19 protein-coding genes are annotated in these 26,025 nt (G+C 73.5%); 9 read left to right on the top strand and 10 right to left on the bottom strand.

Annotation, left to right across the window (positions count from 1 at the left end; translation table 11 throughout):
• Nucleotides 1-26: 26 nt before the first annotated feature.
• Complete coding sequence (locus AC0QU1_RS22315; protein ID WP_483576781.1) at nucleotides 27-368, bottom strand: WhiB family transcriptional regulator; 342 nt, start codon at nucleotides 366-368, stop codon at nucleotides 27-29.
• A gap of 320 nt (nucleotides 369-688) precedes the next feature.
• Between AC0QU1_RS22315 and AC0QU1_RS22320 the strand changes: the two genes are divergently transcribed.
• The 3 genes from AC0QU1_RS22320 (at nucleotide 689) to AC0QU1_RS22330 (ending at nucleotide 4,505) form a co-directional block, all read left to right on the top strand.
• The gene (locus tag AC0QU1_RS22320; protein ID WP_483572534.1) at nucleotides 689-1,441 is read left to right on the top strand and encodes a TIGR03089 family protein; all 753 of its coding nucleotides are present in this window, start codon (nucleotides 689-691) and stop codon (nucleotides 1,439-1,441) included.
• Nucleotides 1,442-1,594: 153 nt separating this feature from the next.
• The gene (locus AC0QU1_RS22325; RefSeq protein ID WP_483572536.1) at nucleotides 1,595-2,926 is read left to right on the top strand and encodes an LCP family protein; all 1,332 of its coding nucleotides are present in this window, start codon (nucleotides 1,595-1,597) and stop codon (nucleotides 2,924-2,926) included.
• A 4-nt stretch (nucleotides 2,927-2,930) separates the two neighbouring features.
• Nucleotides 2,931-4,505 carry an LCP family protein gene (locus AC0QU1_RS22330; protein ID WP_483572538.1) on the top strand — a complete coding sequence of 525 codons (1,575 nt, stop codon included), beginning with the start codon at nucleotides 2,931-2,933 and terminating at the stop codon, nucleotides 4,503-4,505.
• A 272-nt stretch (nucleotides 4,506-4,777) separates the two neighbouring features.
• On the opposite strand, the gene purE is transcribed toward AC0QU1_RS22330, so the two are convergent.
• The 4 genes from purE to AC0QU1_RS22350 form a co-directional block, all read right to left on the bottom strand.
• Complete coding sequence (purE, locus tag AC0QU1_RS22335; RefSeq protein WP_483572540.1) at nucleotides 4,778-5,293, bottom strand: 5-(carboxyamino)imidazole ribonucleotide mutase; 516 nt, start codon at nucleotides 5,291-5,293, stop codon at nucleotides 4,778-4,780.
• A complete protein-coding gene (locus AC0QU1_RS22340) occupies nucleotides 5,290-6,525 on the bottom strand; it encodes a 5-(carboxyamino)imidazole ribonucleotide synthase (protein ID WP_483576782.1) in 1,236 nt (411 codons plus the stop codon). Before AC0QU1_RS22340 ends, purE begins: the two co-directional genes overlap by 4 nt.
• Nucleotides 6,526-6,677: 152 nt before the next feature.
• Nucleotides 6,678-8,033, bottom strand: coding sequence for a sensor histidine kinase (locus AC0QU1_RS22345; protein ID WP_483572542.1), 1,356 nt, complete (start codon nucleotides 8,031-8,033; stop codon nucleotides 6,678-6,680).
• A 4-nt stretch (nucleotides 8,034-8,037) separates the two neighbouring features.
• Complete coding sequence (locus tag AC0QU1_RS22350; RefSeq protein WP_026366105.1) at nucleotides 8,038-8,721, bottom strand: response regulator transcription factor; 684 nt, start codon at nucleotides 8,719-8,721, stop codon at nucleotides 8,038-8,040.
• Nucleotides 8,722-8,872: 151 nt separating this feature from the next.
• On the opposite strand from AC0QU1_RS22350, the gene AC0QU1_RS22355 reads away from it, so the two are divergent.
• Nucleotides 8,873-10,429, top strand: a complete 1,557-nt coding sequence (locus AC0QU1_RS22355) for a sensor histidine kinase (protein ID WP_483572545.1) — start codon at nucleotides 8,873-8,875, stop codon at nucleotides 10,427-10,429.
• Nucleotides 10,422-11,117, top strand: coding sequence for a response regulator (locus AC0QU1_RS22360; RefSeq protein WP_483572547.1), 696 nt, complete (start codon nucleotides 10,422-10,424; stop codon nucleotides 11,115-11,117). The genes AC0QU1_RS22355 and AC0QU1_RS22360 overlap by 8 nt, the downstream gene beginning before the upstream one ends.
• A gap of 12 nt (nucleotides 11,118-11,129) precedes the next feature.
• Here the strand turns inward: AC0QU1_RS22360 and AC0QU1_RS22365 are convergent, their stop codons facing one another.
• The 3 genes from AC0QU1_RS22365 to AC0QU1_RS22375 are packed head-to-tail and all read right to left on the bottom strand — an operon-like array spanning nucleotide 11,130 to nucleotide 17,181.
• Complete coding sequence (locus tag AC0QU1_RS22365; RefSeq protein WP_483572549.1) at nucleotides 11,130-13,742, bottom strand: ABC transporter permease; 2,613 nt, start codon at nucleotides 13,740-13,742, stop codon at nucleotides 11,130-11,132.
• Nucleotides 13,743-13,756: 14 nt separating this feature from the next.
• Nucleotides 13,757-16,369, bottom strand: coding sequence for an ABC transporter permease (locus AC0QU1_RS22370; protein ID WP_483572551.1), 2,613 nt, complete (start codon nucleotides 16,367-16,369; stop codon nucleotides 13,757-13,759).
• Nucleotides 16,369-17,181 carry an ABC transporter ATP-binding protein gene (locus AC0QU1_RS22375; RefSeq protein ID WP_483572553.1) on the bottom strand — a complete coding sequence of 271 codons (813 nt, stop codon included), beginning with the start codon at nucleotides 17,179-17,181 and terminating at the stop codon, nucleotides 16,369-16,371. Before AC0QU1_RS22375 ends, AC0QU1_RS22370 begins: the two co-directional genes overlap by 1 nt.
• A gap of 1,232 nt (nucleotides 17,182-18,413) precedes the next feature.
• Here AC0QU1_RS22375 and AC0QU1_RS22380 point away from each other — a divergent pair.
• Nucleotides 18,414-21,020, top strand: coding sequence for an FtsK/SpoIIIE domain-containing protein (locus AC0QU1_RS22380; protein WP_483572555.1), 2,607 nt, complete (start codon nucleotides 18,414-18,416; stop codon nucleotides 21,018-21,020).
• On the opposite strand, the gene AC0QU1_RS22385 is transcribed toward AC0QU1_RS22380, so the two are convergent.
• Nucleotides 20,968-21,240 carry a hypothetical protein gene (locus tag AC0QU1_RS22385; RefSeq protein ID WP_483572556.1) on the bottom strand — a complete coding sequence of 91 codons (273 nt, stop codon included), beginning with the start codon at nucleotides 21,238-21,240 and terminating at the stop codon, nucleotides 20,968-20,970. The two genes, AC0QU1_RS22380 and AC0QU1_RS22385, sit on opposite strands and share 53 nt — an antisense overlap.
• A 440-nt stretch (nucleotides 21,241-21,680) precedes the next feature.
• Here AC0QU1_RS22385 and AC0QU1_RS22390 point away from each other — a divergent pair, with 440 nt between their 5' ends.
• Nucleotides 21,681-21,929, top strand: a complete 249-nt coding sequence (locus AC0QU1_RS22390) for a WhiB family transcriptional regulator (protein ID WP_026365970.1) — start codon at nucleotides 21,681-21,683, stop codon at nucleotides 21,927-21,929.
• 115 nt (nucleotides 21,930-22,044) lie between these two features.
• Here AC0QU1_RS22390 and AC0QU1_RS22395 read toward each other — a convergent pair whose 3' ends face one another.
• Nucleotides 22,045-23,526 carry a sensor histidine kinase gene (locus tag AC0QU1_RS22395; protein WP_483576783.1) on the bottom strand — a complete coding sequence of 494 codons (1,482 nt, stop codon included), beginning with the start codon at nucleotides 23,524-23,526 and terminating at the stop codon, nucleotides 22,045-22,047.
• Between the two features lie 158 nt (nucleotides 23,527-23,684).
• Here AC0QU1_RS22395 and AC0QU1_RS22400 point away from each other — a divergent pair, with 158 nt between their 5' ends.
• Nucleotides 23,685-24,209 (top strand): DUF2505 domain-containing protein, encoded by a 525-nt coding sequence (locus AC0QU1_RS22400; protein WP_483572558.1) that lies wholly within the window; start codon nucleotides 23,685-23,687, stop codon nucleotides 24,207-24,209.
• Nucleotides 24,210-24,500: 291 nt separating this feature from the next.
• Nucleotides 24,501-25,841, top strand: coding sequence for an ABC transporter substrate-binding protein (locus AC0QU1_RS22405; RefSeq protein WP_483572560.1), 1,341 nt, complete (start codon nucleotides 24,501-24,503; stop codon nucleotides 25,839-25,841).
• Nucleotides 25,842-26,025 lie beyond the last annotated feature (184 nt).

Raw genomic sequence — 26,025 nt, forward strand, 5'->3', positions numbered from 1 at the left:
GCTCGTCGGCCGTCCGAGCCTCCGGCTCAGACGGCGCGGCGCTTCAGCTTGCGGCGCTCACGCTCCGAGAGCCCGCCCCAGATGCCGAACCGCTCGTCGTTCTCCAGCGCGTAGTCCAGGCACTCAGCGCGCACCTCGCAGCCGGAGCAGACCTTCTTGGCCTCGCGGGTGGACCCGCCCTTCTCCGGGAAGAAGGCCTCCGGGTCGGTCTGTGCGCACAGCGCACGCTCCTGCCAGCCGAGCAGCGACTCGTCGGGCTCGGTCAGCGCGTACAGCTCGCCGAAAAGCGGCAGGACCGGCGCCACCGGTTCCACCTCGCTTTCCGCATCAGTCGGGAACTCCACGTCCGATTCCAGAATGTTCCACATGACGTGCCCCTCCATGCCGTGTCCGTGCTCCGAGGCCCTGCCCGCCGACCCTCTCGGTCGCCGTGCTCTCAGGCCTGACTGGCCAGACCCGCAGTTTCAGGCCCCGTTGCGTATGCGCTACGAAAACTGCATACATGGAATTACACGCGTGTCGCCTGGAGTCGTCAAGCGGAATTGTGCTAACGCCCCCGGGTTCCACGGGTAATTCACCAGTCCTTCCGCAGGTCGTGGCGTACGTCTCACTCGCGGCCCCGCCTTTCAGCTCCGCACCCGCCTCGGCGCGGCGACACGCCGGAGCCCGGCGACCATAGGCTGACGCCATGCAGATCGCGCCCCGCGGCGGCGGCCCCGTGCCCGACGTCGCCTCGCTCCTCGCCCGTCTCGCCGCCGACGGCGGCCGTCCGCGCCTCACCTGGTACGGCGACGACGGCGAACGCGTCGAGCTCTCCGGCGCCGTCCTGGCCAACTGGGCCAGCAAGACGGTCAACCTGCTCGTCGAGGAGTTCGACGCCGGCCCGGGCACGCGCGTCGTCGTCGACCTGCCCGTGCACTGGCGCACCGCCGTGTGGGCGCTGGCGGCCTGGCGCGCCGGCACCACCGTGGTGCTGCCCGATGCCGGCGAGGCGCGGCCCGACGTCGTCGTCACCGACGGCCCGGACCGGTGGGCCGACGCAGGGGCGGACCTCGTCGTCGTCTCCCTGCCCGCGCTCGCCCGCCGGTACGACGGCGACCTGCCGCCCGGCGCCATCGACGCGGCCTCCGCCGTGATGACCTACGGCGATGCGATCGGCTGGGTGCCGGAGGTCGACCCGGACCAGGACGCGCTGGTGACCGCCGACGGCGCCGTCGGGCACAAGGGGCTGGTTCCCGAGCCCGGCGACGGGGCGCGCGTGCTCGTCGACGGGCGGGCCGCCGTCGCGGACGTGCTGCGCGACCTGCTCGGCGTCTGGGCCGGCGGCGGCTCCGTGGTCCTCACCTCGCGGGCGACGGCGGCGGAGCTGGAGTCGGACGAGCCGCGGCTGACCCGGCTGCTGAGCACCGAGCAGGCCCGGCGGCGGTCGGATCTCGGCTAGCCACCGCCGTCCCACCTACCGCCCGAAAAAGGCCCTATGGGGGCCGATACGGGAGTGGCCGCGCCCCGTCTTCGGGCTTCTCCACGAACCCTCTACGGTCCAACCGCTGCGGGTGCGCCGCCGTGCAACAGCCAGCCCCTATGCTCTGAGGCCGTGACATTTCCTGACCTCAGCGCCCCCGGTGCGACGACTCCCGTCAAGGGGCCGTCGCATGCCCGGACGCTGACCACCCTGGGCGGCGCATCGCGCGCGGTCGGGATGGCGGTCGTCGCGGTGCTCTCGCTCGCGGTGGCGGGGGGTGCGGCGGCCGTGACCCAGCTCACCGGAAACATCGACACCGCGGGGATGACGGCGCTCGGTTCGGACCGCCCCGAGCAGGTGCTGCCGGAGGACCCGAACGCGGGCACCCCCCTGAACATCGTGGTGATGGGGAGCGACTCGCGCGGCGGGGAGAACGGGAACCTGGCGGGCGGCGACGACGCCGGCGCCCGGTCGGACACCACCATCGTCATGCACATCTCCGGCGACCGGTCGCGGGTCGAGATGATCTCGATCCCCCGCGACTCGACCGTCGACGTCCCGAGCTGCACGACCGAGGACGGCGCGACGACGCCCGAGCTGTACGGCACCAAGTTCAACTCCGCGTTCTCCCAGGGCGTGCAGTACGGCGGCGCCGTCGCCGACGGCGCCCTGTGCACGGTCAAGACGATCGAGCAGCTCACCGGCGTGTTCATCAACGGCTTCATCGTGGTCGACTTCGCGGGCTTCTCCTCGATGATCGACGCCGTCGGCGGCGTCGAGGTCTGCGTCGAGGAGGAGATCTACGCGCCCAAGGCGAACAACCTGGCCCTGGCCCCCGGCACGCACACGCTCCAGGGCGTCAAGGCGCTCGACTACGCCCGCGCCCGCACGGGCACCGGGCTGGGCGACGGGTCCGACCTGGGCCGCATCGGCCGGCAGCAGGAGGTCATGGCCTCGCTCGCGCGCAAGGTGCTGAGCCAGGAGGTGCTGACCAACCCGGCCAAGACCCTCAACTTCCTCAATGCGGTGACTTCTTCTCTCACCATGAACGAGGAGCTCGCCAGCATCGACGGACTCGCCGGGTTGGCCTACTCCATGCGCAACGTCCGGCCTGACACGATCACGTTCATGACCGTGCCCAACGAGTACGACCCCACCAACGCGGCCAACGTCGTGTGGACGGAGGAGGCCGTACAGCTCTGGGACAACGTCAAGCACGACCGCGCGCTCGACTACGACCCGAACCAGCCGTCGCCGGACCCCTCGGCGTCCGCGAGCACAGGCAACTCGGCCGGCGACGGCGCGGGGAACAACGAGGACGACGGAAGCACGGAGGGCGGCGCAGGGAACGGAACCGGGACCGACGGCGGGTCCGGGGCCGAGCCCACGCCGACCTCCACCGAGATCAAGCAGGCTGGTGAAGAGGCCTTCACCGGCGCCGACACCACCAAGGTCTGCGGCTGAGCCCATGTCAGATCCCAGAACGTCGGACAGATCGGCCCCACAGGCCGACGACGACGTCACGCGCGTCCGGATACCGCCGAGCTTCACGCCCCAGGGCGTGAGCGGGCGACCGGGCGCCGACGACGCGATCCCGGTGGGTGACACCGGCGAGCGTCCGCGGATCGTGCCGGGCGCCGCGTCGAGCAAGGAGAAGGGCGGACCCGCGAACGCGGAGACGCCCGGCGTCGGGGTTCCCGGCGTCGGTGGTGCCCATCGCATCGGTCGGCCGGAAGGCTCCGACGAAGCGCGCCACGAACCACGTGTCCGTAGACAGTCTTCCCGGGAGGTACCGGTGTCCGGCCAGCGCAATCCCCCGCCCGTCCCACCACGGCGGTCGGGGCTGCCCTCGCGCAACGAGTCCGTCGGGCAGCCGCCCCGGTCCATCCCGCCGCGGTCCGTGCCGCCGAGCCACGGCCAGCCGCCGCAGTCCATCCCGCCGGGCCGTCCGGTCCGGGCGAGCGCCGGCCCGGTCCGTCCGACGCCAGTGCGCCAGACTCCCCGGCCCGGACCGGCCGGCGGCGGACGCGGGACCGGCTACCCCGCCGGAGCCCTCGCCTCGGGCGGGCGCGGCGGCCGGGACGGCAGCAACATCCGCATCCGCAAGGGCCGCGTGGTCGGCGTCGTCGTGGTGCTCGTGCTGCTCGCCGTCCTCGCCTGGCCGATCGGGCTGCTGATCTGGGCCAACGGCAAGATCCAGCACGTCGAGGCCCTGTCCGGGGCGGAGAACACCCCCGGCACCACCTACCTGCTCGCGGGCTCCGACGCCCGCGGCAGCGGCGGCATCAACGACTCGACCAGCGGTGCCCGCACCGACACGATCATGCTGCTGCACCGGCCCACCTCCGGCCCGGTGGCGCTCATCTCGATCCCGCGTGACGTCTACGCGGAGATCCCCGACGTCGGCGGCGACAAGATCAACGCCGCGTACTCCTACGGCGGCGCGCCGCTGCTGGTGCAGACCGTCGAGGCGCTCAGCGGGCTCACGGTGGACCACTACGTCGAGGTGGGCTTCGGCGGCGTCCAAGGCGTCGTCAACGCCGTCGGCGGCGTGCGGCTGTGCCTGGACTACGACGTGCACGACGTGAAGTCGAAGCTCGACTGGAAGGCCGGCTGCCACACCGTCATGGGCAAGACCGCCATCGCGTTCTCCCGCATGCGGTACTCCGACCCGACGGGCGACATCGGCCGCGCCCAGCGCCAGCAGCAGGTCATCGCGCAGGTGGGCAAGAAGATCGCGGACCCCGCTGTCTTCCTCAACCCCGCCACGCAGGTCGCGCTCGCCGACGCCGGCCTGGCCGCCGTCGTGACCGACACCGACTCGGGCATCATCGACCTCGCGATGCTGGGGCTGGCGTTCCGGTCCGCGAACGGGAAGGACGGCGTGACCGGCACCCCGCCGATCGCGACGATCAACTACACGACGCCGTCGGGCGCCTCTGCGGTGCTGCTCGACGAGAACCAGACGGACGAGTTCTGGGCCAAGGTCCGCGACGGCGAGTACAAGGCGGGCCAGAAGATCGGCGGTATGCCGGGGTCCTGATCCGGGACGCCCCGGAGCCCTACCCCGAAGACCCGGGCCGAAGCGCTGGGCCGGGGCTCCTGGCCGCGAGGCGTGACCGCGGGCCTGACTGGGCCACGAACCAGGGCTGGACTGGTACCGGACCGGCGGGGGACGAACTTCGCTCCCGAGGATGTGTTGCTGTGAGTAGAAGGCTTCTACTCACAGCAACACATCCTCGGGAGCGATTGTCTTCCCGGCAGTCTCTCTTCGTGGCGTTCGCCGCCGGAGTGAGCTCAGCCGCCCGAGTGGGCTCAGCCGCGGACCTGTGCCCGCAGCTTCTCGCCCTTGGCGTGCGCCACCGCGCTCAGCTCCGCCTGGAACGCCGCCATGCGCTCCCGCAGGGCCGCCGCCTCGGGGCCGGCGCCCGACGCCAGGATCCGTGCGGCGAGCAGGCCCGCGTTCCGCGCCCCGCCGATCGACACCGTCGCGACGGGCACACCGGCCGGCATCTGCACGATCGACAGCAGGGAGTCCATGCCGTCCAGGTACTTGAGCGGTACGGGCACCCCGATCACGGGCAGCGGCGTCACCGACGCCAGCATGCCGGGCAGGTGCGCGGCGCCGCCCGCGCCCGCGATGATCACGCGCAGCCCGCGGCCCGCGGCCTGGCGCCCGTAGTCGATCATCTCGGTGGGCATGCGGTGCGCCGAGACGACGTCGACCTCGACCGGCACGTCGAACTCGCCCAGCGCCTCGGCGGCGGCCTGCATGACGGGCCAGTCGGAGTCCGACCCCATCACGATGCCGACCTGCGGGGTGGTGCTCATGCCTCTGCCTCTTCCTCTGTGGTCCCGTGCGCAGCGGCGCTCTCCCCAGGCGCCGCAGCATTCGCCCCCTGCGGCACGACGGCGCCCGCCTCTGGAGCCTCACCTCGCAGCAGCGCCGCCGCCGCGACGGCCCGCCGCCGCACCGACTCGAGGTCGTCGCCGCTCACGTTCACGTGACCCAGCTTGCGGCCCGGCCGGATGCCCTTGCCGTACAGGTTGACGCGCGCCTCGGGGTACGCGGCGAGCACCGCCGGCAGCGCGTCGGTGAGCTCGCCCAGCGTGGAGCCAAGCACGTTCGCCATGACGGTCCACGTCGCCGTCGGCTCGGTGGCGCCGAGCGGCAGGTCCAGCACCGCGCGGAGGTGCTGCTCGAACTGGCTGGTCACGGCGCCGTCGATGGTCCAGTGACCGCTGTTGTGGGGACGCATCGCGAGCTCGTTGACGAGCACCGTCGGCGCACCGTCCGGACCGGCGACCTCGAACAGCTCGACGGCCAGCACGCCGGTCACGTCCAGGCCCTCAGCCACGGTGGTCGCGATCTCGCGGGCGCGGGCGTCGAGCTCCGCGGACAGGCCGGGCGCCGGCGCGATCACCTCGGAGCAGACGCCGTCGCGCTGGATCGACTCGACGACGGGCCACGCCCGCACCTCGCCCGACGGCCGCCGGGCCACCAGCGCGGCCAGTTCCCGCGTGAACGGCACCTTCTCCTCGACCAGCAGCGCCGGTCCGCCGTCGGCCACGGCCGCGAACCAGTCCGCGACGTCGTCCGGGGACGAGACCACGCGCACGCCCTTGCCGTCGTACCCGCCGCGCGAGGTCTTCACGACGGCGGCGCCACCCACCTCGCGCAGGAAGTCCGCGAGCGCCGCGGCCCCGTCCGCAGGGGACGACGCCGGAAGCGGCGCCCAGCGCGGGCACGGCACGCCCAGCTCGGTGAGCCGCCGCCGCATCACGATCTTGTCCTGCGCCTGCACGAGCGCGTGCGGACCGGGGCGCACGGGCGTCCCGTGCTCGATGAGGTCGGTGAGCAGGGCGTTCGGTACGTGCTCGTGCTCGAACGTGAGCACCTCCGCCGGCGCGCCGTCGGCGGGCGCGATGAGCGAGCGGATCGCTGCCTCGTCCGATGCCACCCCTACCGGAGCGTCCGTCACGACCTGCGCGGCGGACGACGCCGGGTCCTCGACCAGCACCCGTAGCCGGATCCCCAGCTCACCGGCGGCCGGGGCCATCATCCGGGCGAGCTGCCCGCCACCGACCACAGCCACCACGGGCGGGCCCACGGGCCGGCGCTCGGTGGGTGACGACGCGTCCCCGGAGGATGCGGGAGCCGAGGACGGCCGGTCGGCGGGGAGGGAATCCGTTGGTGCACTCACGTCGGTGAAGCCTACCGGCGGCCGCGGCCCTTCTTCTGACCGAGGGTGGAGATCTTCGACCCCACCGGCAGCACCTGGTGCGGGTCGAGCGTCTTGGGCACCCCCGAGAGGAACACCGAGAACACCGGCGGGGTGCGCTGGGTGAGCTGGAGGTTGCCGCCGTCGGCCGCCACGAGGTCGCGGGCGAGGGCGAGGCCGAGGCCGGTCCCCTCGCCGGAGGTGACGCCGCGCTCGAAGATCTTGCCCTGCATGTCCTCCGGCACGCCCTCGCCCTCGTCGGTGACCTCGATGGCCATGGCGCCCCGCTGACCCTCGCGGATCCGGAGGCTGGTGGTGCCGTCGCCGTGCTTGAGCGAGTTCTCCAGCAGCGTGGACAGCACCTGCGCGAGCGCGCCCGGGGTGGCCAGGACGCGGGCGCCGCCCGAGTCCTCGACCTTCAGGTGGCGGCCCGCCCGCTCGAAGGACTCGCGCCACTCCTCCTCCTGCTGGAGGAAGATGACCGCGACGTCGACGGACTCCGTGGTACCGCCCTGCGCGCGCCGCGAGCGGGCCAGCAGGTCGTCCACCACGCCGACCAGGCGCTCCACCTGTTCGAGCGAGATCCGGGCCTCCTCCTGCACCTCCGGCTCGGTGGAGGTGAGCGTGATCTCCTCCAGGCGCATCGTCAGCGCCGTCAGCGGCGTGCGGAGCTGGTGGGAGGCGTCGGACGTGAACTGCCGCTCCACCGCGAGCCGGGCCGCGAGCCGGTCGGAGCTGCGTGCCAGCTCAGCCGCGACCAGGTCGATCTCCTCGACGCCCGACGGGTCCAGCCGCGGGCGCACCTGTCCCGCACCGAGCTGTTCCGCCGACGCCGCGAGGTACACGAACGGCTGCGCCAGCCGGTTGGCCTGCCACGCGGCCGTCACCGCGCCGGCGGCGAACGCCCCCACGCTGCCGAACACGACGAGCACCACGACGTTGATCGCCTTGATGTACGCGGGCCAGGCCGAGACGGAGACCACCACGCCCATGACGGGCTGCTCCTCCGAGGTGAGCCCCCTGTCGATGGTGGCGCCGGCCACGGGGTCGCCGGAGGTGAGCTGCTCACCGTTCGGCTGGTTCACCGTCACGTAGGCGACGATGTCGTTGCCCTGTGGCTGCACCGCGCGGTCGACGACCGACTGGTCGACGAACCCGGCCTCTGCGGCCGAGCGGTTGCGCTCGTAGGAGTTGACGGAGGAGGCCAGGAGATCCTGCGCCCGGGTCTCGACCCGCTGGACCTCCTGGCCGTAGATGTACCGGGCGCCGAAGATCGCGAGCGGGATGCCCAGGAGCAGGACGGCGACCGCAACCGCTGCGATCGTCGCCTGCAGCACGCGGGCGCGCATGCGGCTAGCTCGCCCCGATCTCGAAGCGGAACCCGAGACCGCGCACGGTGGAGACGTAGCGCGGCGCGTTCGCGTCGTCGCCCAGCTTGCGGCGCAGCCACGACACGTGCATGTCCAGCGTCTTGGTCGAGCCGACCGGGTCCGACCCCCAGACGTCGCGCATCAGGGTGTCCCGGACCACCACGGAGCCCGCGTTCTGCACGAGGACACGCAGCAGGTCGAACTCCTTGGTGGTCAGGTGGAGCTCACGGTCGCCCTGGAAGGCGCGGTGCGCCGAGACGTCCACGCGCACGTCCTGCGCGTGCAGCTCCTCCTCCTCGCCGGTCTCGCCGTGCGAGCGACGCAGCAGCGCCCGGACGCGCGCGAGCAGCTCGGCCAGGCGGAAGGGCTTGGTGACGTAGTCGTCGGCGCCGGCGTCGAGGCCCACGACGAGATCGACCTCGTCGGCACGGGCGGTCAGCACCAGAACGGGCACGGTGAGGCCATTGGCCCTGATCTCGCGCGCGACATCGAGCCCGTCCATGTCCGGCAGGCCCAGGTCCAGAACTACGATGTCCGCACCGGTCGAGCTCTCGATCGCACCTTTGCCGGTTCCTTGCACGACGACGTCGTATCCCTCACGGGAGAGCGCTCGTGCCAACGGCTCGGCAATGGCCGGGTCGTCCTCGGCTAGGAGTACGTGAGTCATTTCGCCATCGTAGGGCATAACCGGCGCTCTGGCGCCACCCGGGCACCCACGTGGAAGCTGCCCCACCGAATCCTTTCGGCAGAGGAGGGTCTGGGGCAAGTGCTACCACGGTATGACGCGCCGTGCAACGGTTACACCTACTCTGACCTGCATGGGTTGGTACGAGTGGTGGGCGCAGTGGTCCGAACGGTACCGATTCGTCGTCGACCTCGCCCTCACCGTGCTCGCGGGCCTCGTCGCGGTGCCCGGCGCGCTGGCCGTCTACCGGGACCGCTACGACGACGCCTCGATCATCCTGGCCTCTGTCCTCGTGCTCGCACCGCTCGCCTGGTGCCGCACCCGCCCGTTCGCCTCGGCCAGCGCGGTCTTCGTGGCCTGCATGCTGCAGCTCTGGGTGTTCGGCCTGCCGGTCATCGCCGCCGACCTCGCCGTCGTTGTGTCGCTCTACTGCGTCACCGTCTACGGCTCGCGGTGGGCCTACCGGGCGGCCTGCGCCATGGCGGTGTTCGGCTCGGTGGCGGTGGGTCTCGCGCTCGTACCGGGTCTCTCGTCGGACAGCCTGCTCATGATCGTCCCGACGGGGGCGGTCCTCGCCTGCTCCTTCGCGTTCGGCCTGCTCCGCCGGTCGCGGCGCGCCATGATCGTCGCCATGCGCGACCGTGCCCGACGCCTGGAGATCGAGCGCGACCAGCAGGCGCAGATCGCCACGGCCGCAGAGCGGGCCCGCATCGCGCGCGAGATGCACGACATCGTGGCCCACTCCCTGTCGGTGGTCATCGCGCAGGCCGACGGCGGGCGGTACGCGGCGGCCGCCGACCCCGCCGCCGCCGAGCGCTCCCTCGGCACGATCGCCGAGACCGGGCGTGCGGCGCTGGCCGACATGCGCCGTCTGCTGGGCGTGCTGCGCGAGGGGCCGGACGTCGGCACCACCCCGCTGGGCCTGGTCGCGCCGGACGACGGCCGCGCAGCGCCCGCGCGGCGGACGCCGGGCGCGGGCCGGGGCACGAGGCTGGGGACGGCCCCGGCGGCAAGCACCGACCCCGCGGCCGGCGGACCCGCCGCCGGACCGGGACCCGGCAGCCCGGCGGCAGCCCCAGGCGTCCAGGCACCGCTGCGGCCCCAGCCCGACGTCACCGACCTCCGCGACCTCGTGGAGCAGGCCCGCGACGACGGCCTCCGGGTCTCCTGGGCCCGCGTGGGCGTCGAGCGGCGCCTGCCGCCCGGCGTCGGGCTCACGCTGTTCCGGATCTGCCAGGAGGCCCTGACCAACGTGCGCAAGCACGCGGGCCCGTCCCCCGCCGTCACGATCCTGCTGCGCTGGGGCGAGAGCGAGGTGGAGCTGCGCGTGGAGGACGACGGCCGCGGCCTGGCGGCCGCCGGCTCCGCCGGTCCCGAGGACTCCGTGCCCGCGGCCGGATACGGTCTGCTGGGCATGCGCGAGCGCGCCGAGATGTTCGGCGGCACCCTCGCGGCCGGCCCGCGCCGGGGCGGCGGGTTCTCGGTGCGGTTCGTCGTCCCCATCCCCCGGCTGTCCGACGGCGCGGGTGCGCCCGACGCCGTGGGCGGCGCGCCGCCCGCTGCCCTGACTGTCACCCTGCCCGACGACGCGCCCCGCGCCGAGCCCGCGCCCGGCGAACCGACCGCGCCCACCGCACCGGCAGGGCGGGTCGCCGGGCCGGGCACCACGCCGAAGGAGAACGATGACTGACCCCCTCGACGCACCCGTGCGGGTCGCGCTCGTCGACGACCAGCCGCTCGTGCGCGCGGGCCTGCGCATGGTGATCGACTCCCAGCCCGACCTGCGGGTGGTCGGCGAGGCCGACGACGGCAGGGACGCGCTGCGCCTGCTCGCCACCACGGCGTCCGACGTGGTGCTGATGGACGTGCGCATGCCCGGGATGGACGGCCTGTCCGCGACCCGGGCGCTGCTGGGCGGCGGGGCCGCGGCGGCGGGTGACCCCCGCGTCGTCGTGCTGACGACGTTCGACCTGGACGAGTACGTGCTCGACGCGATCCGGGCCGGGGCCAGCGGCTTCCTGCTCAAGGACGCCCAGCCGGAGGAGCTGCTCAGCGCGATCCGCACGGTGCACAAGGGCGACGCGGTGATCGCGCCGTCGTCCACGCGGCGGCTGATGGAGCGCCTGGTCACGACGCTGCCGCCCGAGGAGGCGGCGGGTCCGCACGAGGCCCTGGCCGGCCTCACGGGGCGCGAGCGCGAGGTGCTGGTGCTCATGGCGCGCGGGCGGTCCAACACGGAGATCGCGGCCGACCTGTTCGTCGCCGAGGCGACCGTCAAGACGCACGTGGGCCGCATCCTGGCGAAGCTCAACGCGCGGGACCGCGTCCAGGCGGTGGTCACCGCCTACGAGACGGGCCTGGTCCGCCCGGGCTCCTGACGCCCGCTCCAGCTACTCCGCCGCGAGCGCCGCCACCGGAGGCGTGCGGACGGCGGCGCGGGCCGGCGCCACCGAGGCGACGAGCCCGGCGAGCAGAGCGACCACGGCGACCGCCAGCACGTCGGCCCACGGGACCACGAGGGGCACCTCGCCGAGGGCGGACAGCGCGGTCGTGGCGCCGGCCCACCCGTAGACCAGGCCGAGCGCGATGCCGAGCACCGCACCCACCCCCGCGATGAGCATGCCCTCGATGGCGAGGGTCGTCCGGAGCTGCGCCGTGGAGAGCCCGATGGCCCGCAGCACGGCGTTCTCGCGGGTGCGCTCGATGACGGACAGGGACAGCGTGTTGGCCACGCCGATCAGGGCGATGAGCACGGCGACGGCGAGCAGGCCGACCACTATCGCGAGGATCACGTCGATGATCCGCTGGTAGGCGTCCCGCTCGACGACGATCCCCGCGACCGAGACGGCCTGGCCGGTCGCGGAGACGGCCTCCTGCGCCGCTGCGACGACGGCGGCGGCGTCCCGGTCGTCGTCGACCCCTGCCCAGACCTCGTTGGCCGCGAGGCCGGGGGCGAAGGCCGCGAGGTCCTGGGGGGTCAGGTACGTCCGGTCGGACAGCGAGTCGGTGTGCACGACGTCGAGGGTCACCGTGCCGCCCGGCCCGGTCAGCTCGAGGGCGTCGAGGCCCGTCAGGCCGTACGACGTCGCCGCGCGCTCCGGCACCACGATGGTCCCGGGCCGCAGCCGCGCGGCGTCGGCGGGGGTGTTGAGCACGGACCGCAGCGCCTCCCGGTCGACGGCGGCGACCGGCACGGACCGGCCGCCGTCGGCCCGCGCGGCGGTCACGGCCGTCACCTCGGTCACGGCGTCCAGCCCGTCGACGTCGGCCAGGGCGGCCGTGACCCGCGCGGGCACCGCGGCGGCCACGCCGTTGCCGTCGTAGGTGACCCCGGCGACCTGGAGGTCCACGGGGAAGCGCGAGTCGAGCTGGTGTTCCATGGTGACCCGGGCGCTGGCGGCGCCCGCCGTCATCATCGAGACGAGGGTGACGCCGATGAGCAGCGCGGTGGACGTCGCCGCCGTCCGACGCGGGTTGCGCAGCGTGTTGGCCGACGCGAGGCGGGCCGCCGGGCCCGCGGCGTCCACGAGGCGGCCGAAGCCGGCGGCGACCTTGGGCAGCCAGAAGACCGAACCGACGATGACGCCCACCAGCGACACCGACCCGCCGAACACCGCGGCGAACAGGCCGGCGTCGATGCGGCCGGAGATGCCGAGGGCGACTCCCCCGGCCAGGAGCGCGAGCCCGCCGAAGGTGGCGATCCCCGCGAACGCCGACCGGGCGCGGCCGCTCCCGCGCAGGTCGGGCGCGGCGGCCGGACGCAGGGCCACGAGCGGGGCCACGCGGGACGCGGCCCGGGCCGGGGCGAGCGCGGCGAGCAGCGTCACCAGCACACCGGCGGCCAGCGGCACCAGGAGCACGGGGACGTCAAGGGCGATCGTCCGCGGGAGCGCCACCGGGAGGTCGAAGGCCGGCGCGGCCAGGAGCGCGACCTGCACGAACAGGGCCCCGGCGACAAGGCCGACGGCGGAAGCGACCAGGCCGAGGACCGCGGCCTCCAGCAGCACGCTGCGGTAGAGCTGACCGGTGCTCGCCCCGACGCAGCGCAGCAGCGCGAGAGTGCGCGCCCGCTGGGCCACCAGCACCTGGAAGGTGTTCGCGATGACGAGCCCCGCGACCACGAGCGACACCCCGGCCAGCGCCAGGACGAACACGAGGAACACGATGTTCTGGCCGTCCGACAGCCCCGCGACGACGTCCTCCGCGTACTCCTGCGGCGTGGTGACGCCGGTGGCCGCTGGGACGGCCGCGGCGAGCGCGGTCCGTGCCGCCTCGACGGCCGCGGCGTCGGCGGGCCGGTCCAGGGCGACGACCACGGTCCGCAGGCCGGGCGCCCCGGCGGCGCCGGCCTCGTCGGCGAGCCGCCGCTCCAGCGCCCCCGGGGTGACGACGGCGACGCCGCCGCTCGCGGCGTACGCGCGCTGCGGGTCCTCGACGAGGCCCGACACCGTCAGCCGCTCGGCGCCCGCCCGGCCGCCGTCGTGCTGGGGGCCGTTCTCGTCCATGGCGGGCTTGGCGCCCGGCAGCCAGCGGGTCGAGGAGACGGTGTCGCCCACACCGACCCCGAACAGCCGCGCGACGTCCACGGGGAGCGCGATGCTGCCGGGGCCGGCCGGCCACGCGCCGTCGGCCAGCACCAGGGGCGACAGCCGCCGGTCGGACGGCGCCGCGAGGAGCGACTGGTACACCGTCCGGCCGCCGTGGTTGAGCTCGGCGTAGGTGCCGCGCAGGCCATCGGCCGCCGCCACCCCGTCGACGGCCCGCACCGCGTCGACGTCGGCGGCGGTCATGGTGCCTGCGCGGTCGAAGACGACGAGGTCCGAGTCGGCGTACTGCGCGGCCACCTGGTCGTACGTGGTGCGGGTGACGATGCCGCCGGCCAGCAGCGTGGCGGTCACGAACGCGGTGCCGATCACGATGGCGGTACCGGCTGCGGCGAGCCGGCCCGCGCTGCGGCGCAGCTGGCCGAGGGCGAGGCGGACGGTCGGGTCGGTGGTGGCCACGGTTGCGCTCCGCCCTACTCCGCCGCGAGCGCCGCGACCGGACGGGTACGGACGGCGGCACGGGCCGGCACCACCGAGGCGACAAGCCCTGCGACGACGGCGACGCCGAAGACCACCGCGATCTCGACCCACGGGACCGCGAGCGGCACGCTGCCCACCGACGACAGGGCCGCGGTGGCGCCCGCCCAGCCGTACCCGAGGCCCAGCACGATCCCGAGCACCGCGCCCACGCCGGCGATCAGCATGCCCTCGACGGCGAGCGTGGTCCGGAGCTGTGCCGTGGAGAGCCCGATCGCGCGGAGCATGGCGTTCTCGCGGGTTCGTTCGATCACGGACAGCGACAGCGTGTTGGCCACGCCGATCAGCGCGATGACGACGGCCACCGCGAGCAGGCCGACGACGATCCCGAGGATCACGTCGATGACCTGCTGGTAGGCCTGCCGCTCCGCGACGGCGCCGGTGATCTCCACCGCCTCGTCGGTAGCGGCGACCGCGTCCTGCACCGCGGTGACGGCCGCCGCCGGGTCGCTGCCCTCTGCGACGCCGGCCCACAGGGCGTTCGGGATCACGTTCGTGGTGAACCCGGCCAGGTCGAGGGGCGTCAGGTAGGCGGAGGGTGTCCGCAGGTCGCTGGCGACCACGTCGAGCGTCACCTCGCCGGCCGGTCCGGTGAGCGTGAGGGTGTCGCGGCCCGCCAGGCCGTAGTCCTCGGCGACCCGGTCGGGCAGGAGCAGCGTCCCGTGCCGCAGCGCCGCGACGTCGTCCGGCGTGTTCAGCACCGGACGCAGGGCCTCGGGGGTCGCGGCGACGACCGGCAGGATCGACCCGGCGCCGTCGGCGACGTCCGCGGTGAGCGTGGTCACCTCTGCCACGGCGCGCAGGTCGTCGACCTCCCGCACCGCGTCGGTCACCGTGCCCGAGAGGCCGACCGGGTTGCCGTCCGCGTCGGACGCCGTGGCATCGACCTGCAGGTCGACGGGGAACTGCGCGGCGAGCTCGTCGTCCATCGCGACCCGGGCGCTGGCGGCGCCCGTCGTCATCATGGAGACGAGCGTGACGCCGATCAGCAGCGCGGTGGAGGTCGCCGCCGTGCGGCGCGGGTTGCGCAGCGTGTTGGCCGCCGCGAGGCGGGCCGCCGGGCCGGCCGAGCCGATCAGGCGGCCGAAGCCCGCGGCGACCTTGGGCAGCCAGAAGACCGCGCCGACGATGACGCCCACGAGCGAGACGGAGCCGCCGAGCACCGCGGCCAGCACGCCGATGTCCGTACTGCCGGACATCCCGAGCGCCACCCCGCCGGCGAGGAGGGCGAGCCCACCGAGGGTGGCGAGTGCGGCCAGGATGGCCCGGGGCCGGCCGGCTCCGCGCAGCGTCGGCGCCTCCGCCGGGCGGAGGGCGGCGAGCGGGGCCACGCGGGAGGCGGCACGGGCCGGGGCGAGCGCGGCGGCGAGCGTCACGAGCACACCGACGGCCAGCGGCACGAGGACGACGGGCGCGCTCAGGGTGATGGTCTGCGGGAGCGGCACCGGGAGGTCGAAGGCCGGCACGATCAACAGGCCCGCCTGCACCAGCAGGGACCCGAGCAGCACGCCGGCCAGCGAGGAGAGGAGGCCGAGGACCGCCGCCTCCAGCAGCACGCTGCGGTAGAGCTGGCCGGTGCTCGCCCCGACGCACCGCAGCAGGGCAAGGGTCCGGGACCGCTGGGCCACCAGCACCTGGAAGGTGTTGGCGATCACCAGTCCCGCCACGACGAGGGCCACACCCGCGAAGGCCAGCACGAACACCAGGAACACGATGTTCTCGCCGCCCGACAGCTTCGCCACGACGCTCTCCGCGTACTCCTGCGTGGTCACGACGCCGGTGGCCGCGGGAACCGCAGCGGCGAGCGCGTCCCTGGCCGCCTCGACGGCCGCCTGGTCGCCGGGCTGGTCCAGCGCCACGACGATCGCCGGATAGGCCGCCGACGCACCGGGTCCCTGCTCGTCCGCGAGCCGCCGGGCCATGGCCTCCGGCGTGATGACTCCCGCTCCGCCGCTCATCGCGTAGGCCTGGTACGGATCGTCGACCAGGCCGGAGACCGTCAGCTTCTCGGTGACCTCCCGGCCGTCGTACCGCTCGGTGCCGTCGGGGTCGACGGTGGGCTCGCCCTGCACCCACCGGGTGGAGGAGACGGTGTCGCCCACGCCGACGCCGAGCCGCTCGGCGACGTCCGCCGGCAGCGCGATGTCACCGACGCCGGCGGGCCAGGCGCCGTCCGCCAGCACGAGCGGGGAGAGGCGCGGGTCGGAGGCCCGGGCGACGAGCGACTGGTAGATCGTCCGGCCGCCGTGGTTGAGCTCGGCGAACATGGTCTGGAGCCCGTCGGCCGCCGCGACGCCGTCGATGGACCGCGCGGCCTCGACGTCGGCCTGGGTCAGGGTCGCCGCGTCGTCGGACACCACGAGGTCGGAGTCGGCGTACTGGGCGGACACCTGGTCGTAGGTGGTGCCCGTGATGATGTTGCCCACCAGGAGGGTGGCCGCGACGAAGGCGGTGCCGATGGTGATCGCGATGCCCGCGGCCATCAGCCGTCCGGTGCTGCGGCGCATCTGACCGAAGGTCAGGCGCGCGGTGGGGTACTTGGCGGCCATCACACGTCCGTCCCGGTGGTGATGGCGGGTTCGAGGGTGCGTAGGGCGTCCAGGCCGGCCATGGCGGACTCGGGGGTGGGGTCGCTGATGTCGCCGGCGATGCGCCCGTCGGCGATCAGCACCACCCGGTCCGCGTACGCCGCCGCCGACGGGTCGTGGGTGACCATGATGATGGTCCGGCCCAGCTCCCGCACCGAACGACGCAAGAAACTGAGGACTTCGGCGCCGGAGCGGGAGTCCAGGTTCCCGGTCGGCTCGTCCGCGAACACCACGTCCGGCTGTGCGATCAACGCCCGCGCGATCGTGACGCGCTGCTGCTGCCCCCCGGACAGCTCCCCCGGACGGTGGGTCAACCGGCCGGAAAGGCCCAGGGTGTCGACCAGGGTGCCCAACCACGCCCGGTCCACGGTGCCTCCGGCGAGTTCGACGGGCAGGGTGATGTTCTGCTCGGCGGTGAACATGGGCAGCAGGTTGAACTGCTGGAACACGAACCCCACCCGGTCCCTGCGCAGCAACGTCAGGGCCTTGTCGTTCAGGCCGGTGATCTGCGTGTCCCCCAGGAACGCCTGCCCACTAGTGGCCGAGTCGAGACCGGCCAGCAGGTGCATCAGCGTCGACTTCCCGGAGCCCGAGGGGCCCATGATCGCGGTGAACCGGCCCTGCTCGAAGTCCACATCCACCCCGTCCAACGCCCGCACCACCGCCTCACCCTTGCCATAAACCTTCGTCAGGTTGCGGGCCCGGACGGCGCGGCCTGCGCCGCCCGAGCCAGGGACCTGCCGGTCCGCCGGGACGTACACGGTGGTGTCCACGAGATTCTCCTCGAGTCGTTGAGGCTGGGGATGTTCGTCGGGCTGGGGTGTTCGTTGGGCTGCTGGGCGTTGCGGCTGCCGGTATTTGTTGACGCTGCCGGGTGGCGCGGAGGTCGGACGGCGGTGCGGGCGAATGCCCTGCGTGCCGCCCGGAAGTGGTCCGGCCTTCCCGGGGTGGGCCCCGGTACGGCCGGCAGTGACGAACCTACGGAGCCGGGTCCGATCTGGGCATCGGGCGTCGGCCTGATCCTTCCCTGGTTCTGTCATCCCCCGGTCGTACCTTCCGTCAGCCCCTGGTAGGGGCACTCCCCCAGGGGTCATTCCCCAGGGAGCGCGACGCCGGCCCTGTGGAAACCGTGGTTCTGCACAGGAACGCCGGCCGGGGCCGCGACCAGGGCGGACCAGCAGCGAGCCTGGATGCCATGACCCTGACGCCGTCTCCCGAACTGTCCCCTGGCCTGACTCCTTGCCTGTCTCCTGGCGTGTCTCCGGACGGCGCCGTGCGCGTGACCCTGCACCCCGGCGAGGACCTGCTCCTGCGCCCGGGCGTGCGCTTCGGCGACGTGCGCGCGCCCCTCGCGGCGCTCACCCGCCGCCCGGAGCTGCGGCACGCGCCGTTCACCGCCGACGGCGTCCGCCTGACCGACGACCGTGTGACCGGCGAGCGCCCACTGCTGGCTGGTGCCGTCTTGCGTGCGGAGCTCCCTGGGGCCGTCGAGCGCGTGGGGCTTCCCGGCGCCGTCGTGCACGTGGAGCGACTCGGTGCTCCAAGCCGGACGCCATCACTTGGCCGGGCGCCGTCGACTGGCCGCACGCCGTGGCCTGGCCGGACGCCATGGCCTGGCCGGACGCCATGGCCTGGTCCGATGTCGTCGGCCGGTCCGCGTTCCGCCCTCGACAGCCCGTGGCTCGTCGCCCGCGTCACCGGGCCCGACGCCGGCACGATCGTGGGTGCCGACGGGCCGTGGACCGCCTTGCGCACCTGGCTCCGCCTGCGCCGCGGTGGGCGCCCAGAATCGGGCCGGTGGCGGCGATCGGGCGGAGGTTCACGATCGGGCGGGCCGCTGCGATCGAGCGGAAACCCGGGGTTGGGCAGGGACCCGGGATCGGCCGGACACCTCCGATCGGACGATGACCCACGACCCGGCGGGCGCCTCGTGATCCGCCGGTCGAGAGGGTCGGCGGAGTGGCTCGTCCCTCGCACAGAACCCTCACCCGGCGGCCCCTCCTGGGTGCTCGGGCTGCTCCCCGCCGTCGCGTCCCTGGCCCTCGCCGCAGCGCTCCGTCAGCCGATGCTGGCGATGTTTGCGCTGGTAGGCCTGGTTGTGGCCGCGCCGCAGCTCCGTGCGGCCCTGCGCCGGTCCACGACCACCAACGCCACGCTGACCCGCCCTCGCGAGCTGCCGGGCCCGGCCCGCCTCCTGGCCTTCGCGCACGCGGCGGCCCAGGTCTCGCCGGGCGCCTGGGCGGCGGCGCAGCACGCGCTCGCCACGGTCCGGAGCACCGGCCCGACCACTGCCGCGCCGTACCTCCGGTTCGTGCCGGACAACCCCTGGGACCACCTCCTGCACGACGGCGCGGTCGCCGTACTCGGCCCCGACGACCTGGCCCGCTCAGTCGCCCGCGCGATCGTCGCCGGACTCGCCGTCCGCGGAGCCACGGTGCGGGTCCGCGGGAACACCACGGGCTGGTCCTGGACCCGCTGGCTCCCTGGCCACAGACCGCCCGTCCTGGTGATCGACGACGCGGCCGGCCGCCTGGTGGTGTCCGTCGAGACCGTCCCCTCCGGCTACCGCACGGTCGTGCAGGTGCTCGACGCCCGCCGGGTCCGGATCACCGGGCCGGACGGCGCCGCCCGTGTGGTGCCGCTCGTCGGCGTCACCGCCGAGTGGGCCGAGCACCTGGCCCGTCTGCTCGCGGGCGCCGCCGGGCTCGGCCGGACCGCGGCCGCTCTCCAAGGAGACAGCCACTGGAGCCCCGGCAGCGGCCTGGGCGGCAGCACTCTCGACAGTGCCGCTGTTGGCGGAGGCGTCCTCAACGGTCGCCACCTCAGCAGCGTCCTTGGCGGCAGCGGTCGTGGGGGTGATCTCGGCGGCGGTCCAAGCGGCACACCCGGCACCACCGCCGTCGGGCAGCCGGAGGATCCTCGCCTGCCCGGCGGCGTGTCCCTGACCAGGGCGCACGGCCTCACCAAGGTTCCGGGGCCGGACCTGGTCGCCGCACGGTGGGCGGCCGCCGACGGCTGGGCCGTGCCGCTCGGTATCGGCACCGACGGCGCGCCCGTGCGCCTCGACCTGGTCCGCGACGGACCGCACCTGCTCGTCGCCGGCACCACCGGATCGGGCAAGTCCGAGCTGCTGCAGACGCTCGTGCTCGGTCTCGCGCTGACCAGGTCGCCCGCCGACGTCGCGCTGGTGCTGGTCGACTTCAAGGGCGGCGCGACCTTCGGCGCGTGCCGACGGCTGCCGCACGTCGTCGGCCAGGTCACCGACCTCGAACCGGGCCTGGCGGCGCGGGCGCTCGCCGGCCTGCGCGCCGAGCTGCGCCGTCGCGAGCGCGTCCTGGCCGAGCGCGGCGTACCCGATATCGCGGCGCTCCCACCCGGCGCTCTCCCCCGGCTGGTCGTGGTGATCGACGAGTTCCGCGCCCTGGCGGACGACCTGCCCGAGTTCCTGCCCGCCCTGCTGCGCATCGCCGCCCAAGGCCGGTCGCTCGGCGTGCACCTGGTGTTCGCGACGCAGCGGCCGGGCGGCGCCGTCGGCCCCGACCTACGGGCCAATGTCAGCGCTCGCCTCGCGCTCCGCGTCACCGACCCCCTGGAGTCGCGCGACGTGCTCGACGATCCCGCCGCCGCGCGCATCCCCGCGACGACGCCGGGGCGGGCCGTGCTGCGCCTGGGATCGGCCCCTCCGGTACTGCTGCAGTGCGCGCACGCCGGGGCTGTGCCCGAGGCCCCAATCCCGCTGGTGCGCCGCGCCCCGGCCTGGCCGGGAGGCCCGGCGGGGCCTGTCCCGAGGGTTCCCAACGCGATCGAGGGGCCCGACATCGCCGCACTCGTGGTCGACGCCGCCCGCCGCGCGGCGCTGGCGCGAGGCGACATACCCGGCTCCCCGCCGTGGCTGCCGCCACTCCCCTTCCGGGTCACCCGCGCGGACCTCCCGTCGGCCACCCGACGTGACCGGGCCGGCCTGATGCTCGCCCTCGGCGACGACCCCGACCAACAGCGCCGCACGACCGTCACCTGGCACCCGGAGGACGGCCACCTCGCGATCCTCGGGCGGGCCCGCTCGGGCCGCACCACCGCGCTCGTCACGCTCGCACTCGCTGCCCTACGACAAGGCTGGGCGGTACACGCGATCACCCGCGACCCCGCCGCACTCGCGCCCCTGCGACACGAGCCGGGCTACGGCCGAACGATCCACCCGGACGACGCCCGCGCCGTCGCGAGCCTCCTGTCCGACACGGACATCGGCCCAACTCGCACGCTGATGCTGGTAGACGGCGCAGAAGACGCACGCGCCACGCTCCCACCAGCAACCCTGCGCTCGGGTATCGCGTTCGCCGTCACCGCCGACGGCCCGTCGGTCGGCGGCCTGGCGGCACGGATGGGACCGCGCCTGGTCTTGCTGAGCACCGACCGCGCGGCCGACGTCGTGCTCGGGGCGCCCGCCCGGTTCGCGGGCTCGGGCGGCCCGCCGGGCCGGGCCGTGTGGTGCGGCCGGGACGATCCGGTGCTGTGCCAGGTCCTGGAGCCCGACACGAACGAGCCCAGTCCTACGAGCCCGCTCAGTCCTCCGAACCGGTCGCCGACGTCGCCGCAACCACGGACGGCGTCATGAGCAGCGCGCCAACCGCCACGGCGACCACGAGCGCCGCCCACCCACCCAGGACGACGAGCCCCGTGCCGCTGCCGATCGCGGCGACGGACCCGAGGATCTGGAAGAGCTGCCAGGTCACGACGGGTCCGCGCCCCGAACGACGACCCGCGAGCAGTGCCCGGCAGGACAGCACGAGTACCAAGGCGACACCCAGGAGGAAGAGCACCAGAAAGAGACTCACGCCCACGGACGTGGAACGGCCCGTAACAAGCTCGGCAAGCAACACCACGGCGAATGCCACGAGCCCGATCACTTCGGCCACGACGCCGATCACCAGGGCACGAAGAAACGCCGGAACACGGGGCGCGAAAAAGGCTTCCAGTACGGGCACGACGGACTAGGATACTGGTGAGCGGGGTATTCACAATAGTGTGACCGATCCCTCAGGGTTCACGGCCGAGAAACTTCACCGTAACCCCTTGTGCGAGCGTTCACGAGCGTGTGAACCTAGACGCAGCAATCCCACACACCCCCGAACAAACCCCCGTCGGTCGCCGCCTGGCGCACAGGGATCGAGACAACGATCCAGCACACCAGACCTGCGCGCCCCAGACGCACGACGACGATGCTCCCTCGTGGCGAGCCGGACGGTGGGTAGTTCCTGCCAAGGAGTACGTGACCATGGACTGGCGCCACCGCGCAGCATGCCTCGAAGAGGACCCAGAGCTGTTCTTCCCCATCGGCAACACGGGCCCCGCCCTGCTGCAGATCGAGGAGGCCAAGGCCGTGTGCCGTCGCTGCGACGTCGTCGACACCTGCCTCAAGTGGGCCATCGAGTCCGGCCAGGATGCCGGCGTCTGGGGCGGTATGAGCGAGGACGAGCGCCGTGCGCTCAAGCGCCGCACCGCGCGCGCTCGTCGCGCCGGCTGACCTGACGGCAACGAGCTGACCCGACAGCACAGCACCACCCGCACCACGTTTTCCGCGAGCCGCGCCTGAGCACTCCCCCTCCGCCCGGGCGCGGCTCGTGCTTTTCCTCGACGCGTCAGGACCGTGCGGGCTCTGCCACCCGCAGCACGAGCTGCAGCACCACCTCGGTACCGCCGCCCTCACGGGCCGACCACTCGATGGTCCCGCCCAGCTCGTTGGTGACGAGCGTCCGCACGATCTGGGTCCCGAGGCCGCTGCCCGGGCCCCGTCCGCCGGCCCCGCCGTTCTCGGGGATCCCGATGCCGTCGTCGGCCACGACGACCCGCAGGTCGGAGTTCTGCCGCTCCACCACGATCTCCACCGTGCCCGCCGAGCGTCCCACGAACCCGTGCTCCACCGCGTTGGTGACCAGCTCCGTGAGCACGAGCGCGAGCGGCGTCGCGTCCTGTGCCGGGACCATGCCGAACGAGCCGGTGCGCACGGTCCGCACCGAGGTCGACGCCGACGCGACGTCGGCCGTGAGCCGCAGCGCCCTGCCCACCATGTCGTCGAGCTCGACCTGCTCGTCCAGGGTCTGCGAGAGGCTCTCGTGCACCAAGGCGATGGTCGACACGCGCCGCATGGCCTCCTCCAGTGCCTCCTTCGCCGCGGGCACGTCCATCCGCCGGGCCTGGAGCCGCAGCAGCGCGGCGACGGTCTGCAGGTTGTTCTTCACGCGGTGGTGGATCTCGCGGATCGTCGCGTCCTTGGTGATCAGCTCCCGCTCGCGCCGGCGCAGCTCGGACACGTCGCGGCACAGCAGCACGGCACCGATCCGCTGACCGCGGTCGGTCAGCGGCATCGCCCGCAGCGACAGCGACACCCCGTGCGCCTCGATGTCGGTGCGCCACGGCGCGCGGCCCATCACCACGAGCGGCAGCGACTCGTCGACGGGCTTGAGCTGCTCGACCATGTCGGCCGTGACCTCGACGAGCGACTGCCCCACGAGCGGCCCGATCACCCCGAGCCGGTGGAAGCACGACAGGGCGTTCGGGCTCGCGTACAGCACCTCGCCCTCGGAGTTGAGCCGGATCAGGCCGTCGCCCACACGCGGGGCGCCGCGGCGCGAACCGGTCGCCGCGTTCGGCAGGGGGAACTCGCCGCGCGGGATCATCGCCACGAGGTCGTCCGCCGCCTCGACGTAGTTCAGCTCCAGGCGCGACGGCGTCCGGCCCGAACCCAGGTTGGTCTGCCGCGCGATCACCGCTATCGCCGCGTCCTTGTGGACAACGGGGATCGCCTCCTCGCGCACCGCGTACGCCCCGAACCAGCGCGGCTCCCGTGCGCGCTGCGCCTTGGCCTCCGCCATCGCCCTGGCGAGCTGCGGGCGCTGCCCCTCGGGCGCGAACGAACCGACGACGTCGTCGTAGTGCACCGTGGCGCCCGTCGACGGACGGCACTGCGCGATGGCCACGAACCGCCCGTCGTCGGTGGGCAGCCACAGCACGAGGTCCGCGAACGCGAGGTCCGAGACCACCTGCCAGTCGCCGACCAGGAGGTGCAGCCACTCGACGTCGGCCGGCTCGAGGTCGGCGTGCTCAAGGATCAGGTCACTCATCGCGGACACGCGCCCAGCCTATGCCGGAACCGCGCACGACCCGATGAGTGCACACCACGTGACCTGCGCCGAACGAGTCCCCCTGCACCTCCGGTGCACACCATGTGTCAGTTAGAGTTCCATCACCGGCACGCCCCGTCGGCGCGAGGAGGAAGCCCGTGCACCTGACAGTGGACCTGACGTTCCCCGCCACCATCGACGAGGTCTCCGCCATGCTCGCCGACGAGTCGTTCGTGCGGTGGCGGGCCCAGCGCTCCACGGGTTCGGCGAACGGTGTGGTCGAGCAGGCGGACGTGACGGGCTCCGCCGTCGAGGGGTTCACCGTGGTGGTGCGCCGCACCCTGCCCACCGACATCATCCCCGTGCAGGCCCGCCCGCTCGTGGGCGCGCACCTCGAGATCCGTCAGGCCGAGGCCTGGGAGGCGGCCGCGGAGGGCCGCCGCACGGGCACGGTGGCGGTCGAGATCATGGGCGCACCGGTGCGCGTCACCGCCACCGCCGCCCTGACCGCTCTGCCCGACGGCGGCACGCGCCTCACCTACGCGGGCGACGTACGGGCCACGGTGCCGCTGTTCGGCGCGGTGATCGAGGAGGCGGCGGTCAGCGCTGTCCGCACCACGCTCGAGACCGAGGCGGAGGCGGGCCGCGACTGGCTCGCCGACAAGCGCGCCGGGACCACCTGAACCCAGCGTGTCCCGGCCCCGCCCACGGGACGACCCCGGCGGGGACACGCCCGGCCGCCACGCCGAAGGCCCGTGCGGGCCGTCTCCTGACGAACCGTTTCACCCCGCAGGGCGATAGTGGCATTTCGGACAGCAATGTACCAATGACGGTTCATGCTTGTTCCAGATTTGCCCATTTTGAACGACAAGGCACCAGAAACTCGGCGAAGATCTGTGTCGGATGTGGGCAAGTTTGTGCTCTGATATCGCTTTCACGCAGCGACATCCGCGCGCTCAACCTGAGGAGTACCAGTGCCGAGCAAGAACAGACCGGTCCGAAGTCGGGCCGTCGCCCCCCGTCGTGCAGCCCTCGCCGCGCTCACGGTCCTCGCCCTGCCGCTCGCCGGCTGCGGCTCGCTCCTGGGCCAGAGCCCGGCCGGCCCGGCGGACGGCGAGCAGATCACGCTCACCGTGTCCACGTTCAACGACTTCGGGTACACCGAGGAGATGCTCGCGGCGTACACGGAGGAGCACCCGAACGTGACCGTCAAGCACATCGTCGCGCCCACCTCCGACGAGGCGCGGCTGCAGATGCTCAAGGCCTTCACCACGGGCGACGGCTCAGAGCTTGCGGACGTCGCGGCCGTCGAGGTCGACTGGCTGCCCGAGCTGATGCGGCATCCCGAGCTCTTCCTCGACATGACCGATCCGGAGGTCACCGAGCGCTGGGTGGACTGGAAGGTCCAGCAGGCGACGGCGCCGGACGGCAAGCTGCTCGGCTACGGCACCGACATCGGCCCCGAGGCCATCTGCTACCGCGCCGACCTGTTCGAGGCGGCCGGCCTGCCGTCCGGCCGCGAGGAGGTGGCGGAGCTGCTGGGTGGCGCGAACGCCACCTGGGAGCGCTACTTCGAGGTGGGCAAGCGGTTCGTGGCGGAGTCCGACGCCGCGTGGTTCGACGGCGCCACCGGCACGTTCCAGGGCATGATCAACCAGCTCCCCGCGGCGTTCGAGGACCCGGCGACCGCGCTGCCGACCGACCTCGCGATCAACACGGAGGTCCGCGCCGTCTACGACCAGATCATCGGAGCCATCGACGACGGTCTCTCGGCCGGCCTCGCGCAGTGGTCCCCCGAGTGGACGGCGGCGTTCCAGCAGGACGCCTTCGCGACGATGCTGTGCCCCGGCTGGATGATGGGGCCGATCCAGTCGTACTCCGAGGGTGTGCAGGGCTGGGACGTGGCCAACGTCTTTCCCGGCGGCGGCGGCAACTGGGGCGGCTCGTTCCTGACCGTGCCGGCCGCGGGCAACTACCCGGAGGAGGCGAAGAAGCTGGCCGCGTGGCTCACCGCCCCCGAGCAGCAGACGCGGGCCTTCACCACAGCAGGCACGTTCCCGTCGCAGCTCGAGGCGCAGGACTCGCAGGCCGTGCAGGCCTACGTCAACCCGTTCTTCAACGACGCCCCGGTGGGCAAGATCTTCACGGCCCGGGCCCAGTCCATCGTCGGCGCGCCGTACAAGGGACCGCACTACTTCCGGATCCGCGACGAGCTGACCAATGCGCTGACCGCGGTCGACACGGGGCACGTGGGCCCCGAGATCGCCTGGAACCGGGCCGTTCAGACGGTCGAGGACATGCGGCTCCAGTCCTGACGCGGGGCGCCCTCGCCATGGGCTTCCCTTGACACGGCACGGTGTACGGCGCAACGATCTGTCGCGTGGTAGCGCTTCCACACCTTGGGTGTGGAAGCGCTCCCAGCGGTACAGCGACGTGCCACAACGCGTCGCGCGACCGCAGCCGTGTCCGTAACGCCCCAGACCGCACGACAAGGGAGTC

The organism is Promicromonospora noduliphila (assembly GCF_056951025.1).